Origin of the sequence: Nocardiopsis suaedae, assembly GCF_027706745.1 — a bacterium.
In the GTDB taxonomy this organism is placed as follows: domain Bacteria; phylum Actinomycetota; class Actinomycetes; order Streptosporangiales; family Streptosporangiaceae; genus Nocardiopsis_A; species Nocardiopsis_A suaedae.
The window spans coordinates 1-6,482 of the sequence record NZ_JAQFWP010000122.1 but is presented as its reverse complement, the minus strand read 5'-3'; the positions used below and the strand labels follow the sequence as shown (position 1 = coordinate 6,482).

The following is a 6,482-nucleotide window of genomic DNA, read 5'->3' as shown; positions in this document are numbered from 1 at the left end:
AGGTGCACCCGGTCGTCGGCGGGCCCGGCCGCCCGGGTGCGGGGCCGGCGCCGCTCGCGGTCCGGGCAGTCGGCGGCGAGCCGGTCGGCCTGCTCCTCATGCGACAGCCCCCACCGGGTCGGCCTCAAGGAACGCCCGCCGCTGGGCGCGGCCCCTGACCCGCTTCAGTCCCCGCCCCCGCCGCCGTTCCCGCCCTCCCTGCGGGACCGCACGAAGTCCCGCAGCACCAGGGCGTGCGTGTGCTCGGTGTCCTTCGCCGCGTAGAGCAGCGTCACCGGGCCCTCGTCCAGCGCCGACAGGATCGGGTCGGCCGCCTCGGGCCGCCCCTCCAACTCCTGCTCGTACCGGGCCGAGAACTCCTGCCACTTGGCCGGGTCGTGGCCGAACCACGTCCTCAGCTCCGGGCTCGGTGCGGCGTCCTTGAGCCATCCGTCCAAGTGCAGGGCATCCTTGCGCACCCCGCGCGGCCACAGGCGGTCCACCAGGAACACCCGTCCCTCCGTCGGCCCACCGTCCCCCTCCGCGTCGTACACGCGCATCAGCCGGATGTCGTCGCTCATGCGCCGACCCTCCCAGAGCCGCCCCCGGCGTTCACACCACCGCTCCGGCCAGCGCCATCATCACCGGGCCGGTGAACGGAAGCAGGATGTTGGAGATGGCGTAGGCGATCGTGTAGGACAGCATCGGCACGTTGCTGTCCGCCGTGCTCACCACCTGGCTGATCGCCGGGGCGGAGCACCGCTGCCCGGCCACCGCGCCCACCGGCAGCTCGATCTTCAGCAGGTGCCGCCCGACCAGCAGCGAGGATGACCAGCAGCGAGGATGACCAGCGCCGCCAGCAGGGTGCCGCGGATGCCGCCCGGCCGGATCGTCCCGAACGGGATCCGGCCGACCGCGTACCCCGCGGCCAGCGCGGTGAACAGGGCGATCTCCGGTGTCTGCGTGAACAGGCCGGTGAGCCGGGCGCCCATGGGCCCCTCCTCGTTCCCCGGCGTCGGTCAGGAGGCGGACGCGCCGCCGGTGTAGCGGCGGTGGTACTCCTCGCAGATCGTCCGCAGGGCGCGGCCGATGCGCCCGTAGGCGCCGTGGTCGAGGTTGGCCATCGACACCCGGAGCGACCAGTCGGGCCCGTCGAACCCGCCGCCGTTGAGCACGATCACCCCGTCCTCCTCGGCCAGGCGCAGCACCGGGTCGACGGGCTCGTACTCGGTCCGCAGCCAGCGGGCGAAGTCCTCGCCCCACTTCCGGCCGATCCAGTGCAGCAGGTCCAGCTCGACGTAGTAGCCGGCGCGCAGCGGGTCGTCCGGCAGGTCCACGCCCAGCCCCTCGGACAGCGCGGCCAGCCGCCGGGACAGGATCTCCCGGGTGGGGCGCCGGTACTCGACCTCGCCCGAGACCATGTCGAACAGGGCGAACAGCGCCATCTGCACCTGCTGCGGGGTGGACAGCCCCGCCGTGTGGTTCAGGGCGACGGCACGGCTGTCGGCCACCATCCGGTCGATGAACCCCAGGCCCGGCACGTCGGTGGTGATGGAGGAGTACCGCTCCTCCAACGCCCGCGCCTCCTCGGGGCCCAGCCGCGCGATCTGCTCGTCCACCGTGTTGTCGGGGTTCAGCGCGACCACGCCCAGACGCCAGCCGGTGGCCCCGAAGTACTTGGAGAACGAGTAGACGCCGATGGTGTTGCGCGGCGCCGCCTCCATCAGCGAGGTGAACCCGTCGAGGAAGGTGCCGTAGACGTCGTCGGTGACGATCACCAGGTCGCGGTTGTGGTTCTCCACGATGCCCGCGATGCGCTCCAGCGCCCGGTCCGACAGCCGCACCGACGGCGGGTTGGACGGGTTCACCAGGCACAGCATCCGGATCGAGGGGTCGGCGAGCTTGTCGATCTCCGAGTCGTCGTAGGCCCAGGTATGGAAGCCGTTGTCGACACCGCGCGAGGCGCTGACCTCGGTGACGTCGAACGCGTACCGCTCCAGGCGCGGGATCTCCAGGTAGGGCGTGAAGATCGGCGTCATCAGCGCGATCCGGTCGCCCCGCCGCAGCAGCCGGTTGGCCTGCAGCGAGTCGAACACGTAGCACATCGCCGCGGTCCCGCCCTCGGTGGCGAACAGATCGAAGCCGCCCTTGGGGGCCCTGCCGCCCATGGCGCGGGCGACGTACTCGCCCACCGCCTTCTCGCAGAAGGGCAGCATCCGGTCGGGCGCCGGATAGTTGTCGCCGATGACCCCGTCGACCAGTTCGTGCACGACCGCGTCCGCGTGCACCTCGGGCACGGTGCGCACGATCCGCCGGAGCAGGTCGGCCCCCGGCTCCCCGGCGTTCTGGTCGAGGTAGAGGTCGAACCGCTCGGAGATGCCCTCGGCGCGGGGCATGCCGCCCAGGGCGGGCCACTCGTGCCAGTCCTCCCGGGCCTCGGCGATGGCGAACCGGCCCAGCAGGAAGAAGGCCTCGCGCGGCGGCAGCGCCGTCCAGTTGGGGTTGCCGCGCCCGGCGTTGAGCATCGTGTCGGCCTGGTGCCGGTCGCGGGGGGCCGCGCGGTCGTGCTCGCCCGCGCGCTGGATCAGGCGGTTCTTCAACTCGAACGGGCTGAGCGCCTCCAGGGCGCGCTGCTCGGCCCGGGTCTCCTCGAGTTCGGTCATTGCGCGCGTCCTCTTCCGGTCGATGTGTGGGCCCTGAGGGGCCCTCGGCCGCTGGTTTGATTACCCAGAGGTGCGTAGATGTAGCGCAAAGTGAGGTTGTTCGGTTCGCAGGCGTGCGGATCGGTGGGGCGGGGGCGGTCACACGCGAGGGCCGCCCTCCGGACGGATAGGGAGGGCGGCCCGCGGCGTGCCGGGTCAGGGGCCGTAGGTGACGCCCGTGGTCTTGCAGGCGTCGTACTCCCCGGTCAGGGTGAGCACGTCGACGAAGCCCTCCCAGTTCCAGGGCAGGCCGGTGCAGTTGAGGGCGTCCCCGTTGACGCCGGAGTAGCTGTCGCCGCTGTGGGCGGCCGCGGCGGGAGCGGTGGCGGCGAGGGCGCCGGCGGCGATGGCCGCGACGGCGAAGGCCTTCTTCATGGTGTTCCTCGTGGTCGTCTGTCGGTGCGGGTCGGGTGTGCGGGGCGGGTCAGCCGCCGTGCGTGATGCCGTACTTCTGGCAGGCGTTGTAGTCGCCGGTCAGCGTCAGGATGTCGACCGGTCCCTCCCAGTTCCAGGGCGCGACGGCGCACGGGGCGACGTCGCCGTTGATGAGGGCGTAGCTGTCCCCGGCCGAGGCGGCGGGGGCGGCGGCCAGGACCGCGCCCGCGGCGGCGGCGGTGAGCGCGGCGAGTGCGAACGTCTTCTTCATGCCGGTTCTCCTTGTCCACGATGAGTCGGGTGTCGGGCGGGTTTCGGACGTGGTCCGGTCCCTCCCTCCGACAAGCACAAAGAGTAGTCACTTGACTGCGGAAAGTGAAGATGGGTGGCGCGATTTCCCGGCGTGTCTGATGGGGCGGGTGTGGGGAAGGCGTCGGAATCGGAGGAGGGGAGGGGGATTCGGCTCTCCATGATGAAAAGGACGCGGTGTCAAAAATCCGTCCGGGTGGCGGTCTGGGGTGGTGAGGGGTGGTGAGGGGTGGTGAGGGGGTGGGGGTACCCCGGGGTAGACCGTGTCCGCGCTCCGCCGAGGGGTGTCCGTGCGAGACCGTATGCGGCCGATTCTCCGAAATCGCCGGTACCGCGCCCGGCGCCGCACTACCGTGTGCGCTCGTATCACGACGTTTCGAGATCGTGGAGGATTCCCCGTGCCCGACCCCCTCCCGGCGCCGCCTGTCGCGGCCGCCGTCGTGGCCTTTGCGTGCGCGGCCGGGGCGGTCGCCCCTGCGGACGCCGCATTCGCCGACGCCGTTCCCGCGGGGGCCGTCCCTGCGGACGCCGCTCCCGTGGACGCGGCCCCGCCGTCGGCGGGGGCTCAGGACTCGGCCCCGGATCCGGGGCCGTCGGAGCAGGGCGGCGGGGCGCCGGGCGGCACCGGCGGCTCCGGGGTGGGCCCCGCGGTGGGGGCGGGTGCGGGGGTGCAGGGCTCCGCTTCGGCCTCCGCGGGCGGCCTGCACGTCGGGGTCGACGTCTGCATCGGGATCAACGCCCCCGGATACTGCGACGACCCGCCTCCGCCGGACCCGGGACCGGAACCCCCGCCTGAGGAGCCGCCGGAAGAGCCTCCGCCGGGTTATGACCCGCCGGAGCGGCCGCCGGAGTCGCCTCCCGAGGAACCGCCTCCCGAGGAACCGCCTCCCGAGGAACCGCCTCCCGAGGAACCGCCTCCCGGTTATGACCCTCCGGAGGAGCCGCCGGAGGAACCGCCCGCCGAACCCGCACCGGAGCCCCCGCCCGAGCGGGAAGCGCCGCCCCCTGTGGCCCCGGCCGATCCTCCGGCTCCCGCCCCTGAGGAACGGCCCGCCCCGGCTCCCGCGCCGTCTGAGGAGCCGACCGACGAGCCGTCCCCGGAACCGCCGGAACGGCCGGAACCTGAGGAGACGGAGGAGCCCGAGTCGCACGAAGCCGTGCCGCTCCTGCCGGCCGCCCAGGGGCCCAATGAGCAGAGCGGGGCGTTCACACCCGAGCGGCTCATGGTCCTGCTCGCCGTGGTCGTCGCCGTGACGGCCGCCGGTGTGGCCCGCTCCCGCAGCTCCAGGGGGTGAGAGGCGTCGACCACCGGGGCGGAAGGGGGGCGGTGCCGGTTCCGGGCCAGGGCCCGGTAACCACCCCTGACTCTCGGAGCCCTGACCGCCGCCAAGCGGCCAGGGCTCCGAAATCTCTGCGGCTCCGGCGGACTGCGACGGGTCCCGGTGCTTCGCCGCCCCGCTGCCCGGCGCCGCCCGGCGCTGCCCGGTCCGGCAGGGCCTATGACGGGGTGCGCCCCGGTGCCTGCTCGGGCACCGGGGCGCACCCCGCCGAACGCGTTCTACGTGGGCGGCGGTAGTTCGTCGATCCGGTCGAATTCGGCCACCGCGTCCTCGTACGGGTCCGTACCCGCCTCCAGCAGCCCGCGGTAGGGGTTGTTCAGAGTGAGCATCACCGCCACGGAGATGACGACCGTGAGCCCGGCGACCGTGCCCCACAGAACCCTCGTGCGTGACCCCTGAGTTCCCATGGCCAGCGGTAACACGACCACGGCCAGCCCGGACAGTGCCGCGGTGACGGTCAACCCCAGCGGCACGCTCTCGCCGGCCGTTTCAGCGCGCATCATGCGCTGATTCATCAGCGTGCTCGTCTCCTCCAGGGCGGCAAGGCGGTCGACCTCCGGCATGCCGTTGCCGACCGCGGCCTGCTCCACGGCGGCGCGCAACCGGGTCATGGCCACGTCGCCCTCGGGGCTCAGCTCGCCCTCTTCGCGCATGACCGGCCAGTCCTTCTCGGTCACCGCGGTCACGTAGTCCCGGGTGGCGGCGCGTACCCGCTCGGCGTCCCCAGGGGAGTAGGCCTGGGTGCCCCAGTACACGTCGATGGCCGACGAGGCCTCGTCCGAGGCGTCGGCACCGGCCCGTTGGTAGTGGTCCCAGCCGATGACAAGTCCCATGGCCAGGGCAATGAGGTAGACGGCGAGGAGGAAGGGGCCGATGAAGGTGCCGATGGGCCCTTCGCAGTCCTCTCGGGTGACCCCGAATGCGCGCACCAGCAGCACACCGAGCGCGGCGAGCAGGAGGAAGGCGATGGACCACAACAGGGGGGTGATGTCCATGGCACCACGCTAGTGGAATAGATACGGAGCGTTGTTGAAAATGACGTATTGTCACGAATGTAGTCCTGTGTGGAGTGCGTCCGGTTCGGTGGGCCTGCGAGGTGGTCTGGGTGAATGTGCCGCCCTTTCGGTGGATTAGGGGGTGGGGTATCGCAGTCATGACCGAGGCCGGGTCGGTGGGGTCAGAGGACGCTGAGAACGAAGGTCGGCAGCCCTCCCCGCGGTGTTGTCGACCGCCCGGCATGTGCGTGGTCCTTGTGTTCGGCGGCGACGGGAAGGGCGGGTACCCCGCTTACGGCCCCCGGCCGTCCGCCGGGCCGTGGGGGTGCGGGGCAGTCGGCGGCGACGGTGGAAGCGGGGCGGTTCCCCGGGCCTGCCTGCCGGGCAGCGGGTTCCTCGCGGTGCGGGTGGGCGGCTCGGCTGGTGCCCCGCTGACGGGCTCTGGCCGGGCGCCGGGCCCCTGGGGTGCCGGGTGGTTGGCGGCGACGACGAAGGTCGGCGGCCCAAGCGGTGGCGTTGTCGGCCGCCGGGCGTGTGTGTGGTCGGGGTGGTTGGCGGCGACGGCGTGAGCGAGGCGGTTTCCTGGGCCTGCTTGCCGGGTGGCGGGCTGCTCGCGGTGCGGGTGGGCGGCGGCTCGGCGGGTGCCCCGCTGACGGGCCCCGGCCGGGCGGCGGGTGGTCGGGGTGCGGGGTGGTTGGCGGCGACGGCGCGAGCGGGGCGGTTTCCTGGGCCTGCTTGCCGGGTGGCGGGCTGCTCGCGGTGCGGGTGGGCGGCGGCTCGGC

At 72.9% G+C, this 6,482-nt stretch carries 8 protein-coding genes; 1 reads left to right on the top strand and 7 read right to left on the bottom strand.

What is annotated here, in order from left to right:
- Positions 1-164: 164 nt before the first annotated feature.
- The 6 genes from O4U47_RS30935 to O4U47_RS30910 form a co-directional block, all read right to left on the bottom strand.
- Positions 165-560: a DUF488 domain-containing protein gene (locus O4U47_RS30935; RefSeq protein ID WP_270681547.1), complete on the bottom strand. Its 396-nt coding sequence runs from the start codon at positions 558-560 to the stop codon at positions 165-167.
- 31 nt (positions 561-591) lie between these two features.
- Complete coding sequence (locus O4U47_RS30930; RefSeq protein ID WP_270681546.1) at positions 592-762, bottom strand: hypothetical protein; 171 nt, start codon at positions 760-762, stop codon at positions 592-594.
- Positions 763-776: 14 nt separating this feature from the next.
- The gene (locus tag O4U47_RS30925; protein WP_270681545.1) at positions 777-971 is read right to left on the bottom strand and encodes a hypothetical protein; all 195 of its coding nucleotides are present in this window, start codon (positions 969-971) and stop codon (positions 777-779) included.
- A 27-nt stretch (positions 972-998) separates the two neighbouring features.
- A complete protein-coding gene (locus tag O4U47_RS30920; RefSeq protein WP_270681544.1) occupies positions 999-2,642 on the bottom strand; it encodes a bifunctional aspartate transaminase/aspartate 4-decarboxylase in 1,644 nt (547 codons plus the stop codon).
- A gap of 195 nt (positions 2,643-2,837) precedes the next feature.
- Positions 2,838-3,056, bottom strand: coding sequence for a hypothetical protein (locus O4U47_RS30915; protein ID WP_270681543.1), 219 nt, complete (start codon positions 3,054-3,056; stop codon positions 2,838-2,840).
- Positions 3,057-3,105: 49 nt separating this feature from the next.
- Positions 3,106-3,327, bottom strand: coding sequence for a hypothetical protein (locus O4U47_RS30910; protein ID WP_270681542.1), 222 nt, complete (start codon positions 3,325-3,327; stop codon positions 3,106-3,108).
- Between the two features lie 436 nt (positions 3,328-3,763).
- On the opposite strand from O4U47_RS30910, the gene O4U47_RS30905 reads away from it, so the two are divergent.
- Positions 3,764-4,660: a hypothetical protein gene (locus O4U47_RS30905; protein WP_270681541.1), complete on the top strand. Its 897-nt coding sequence runs from the start codon at positions 3,764-3,766 to the stop codon at positions 4,658-4,660.
- A 263-nt stretch (positions 4,661-4,923) separates the two neighbouring features.
- On the opposite strand, the gene O4U47_RS30900 is transcribed toward O4U47_RS30905, so the two are convergent.
- A complete protein-coding gene (locus tag O4U47_RS30900; protein ID WP_270681540.1) occupies positions 4,924-5,700 on the bottom strand; it encodes a bestrophin-like domain in 777 nt (258 codons plus the stop codon).
- Positions 5,701-6,482 lie beyond the last annotated feature (782 nt).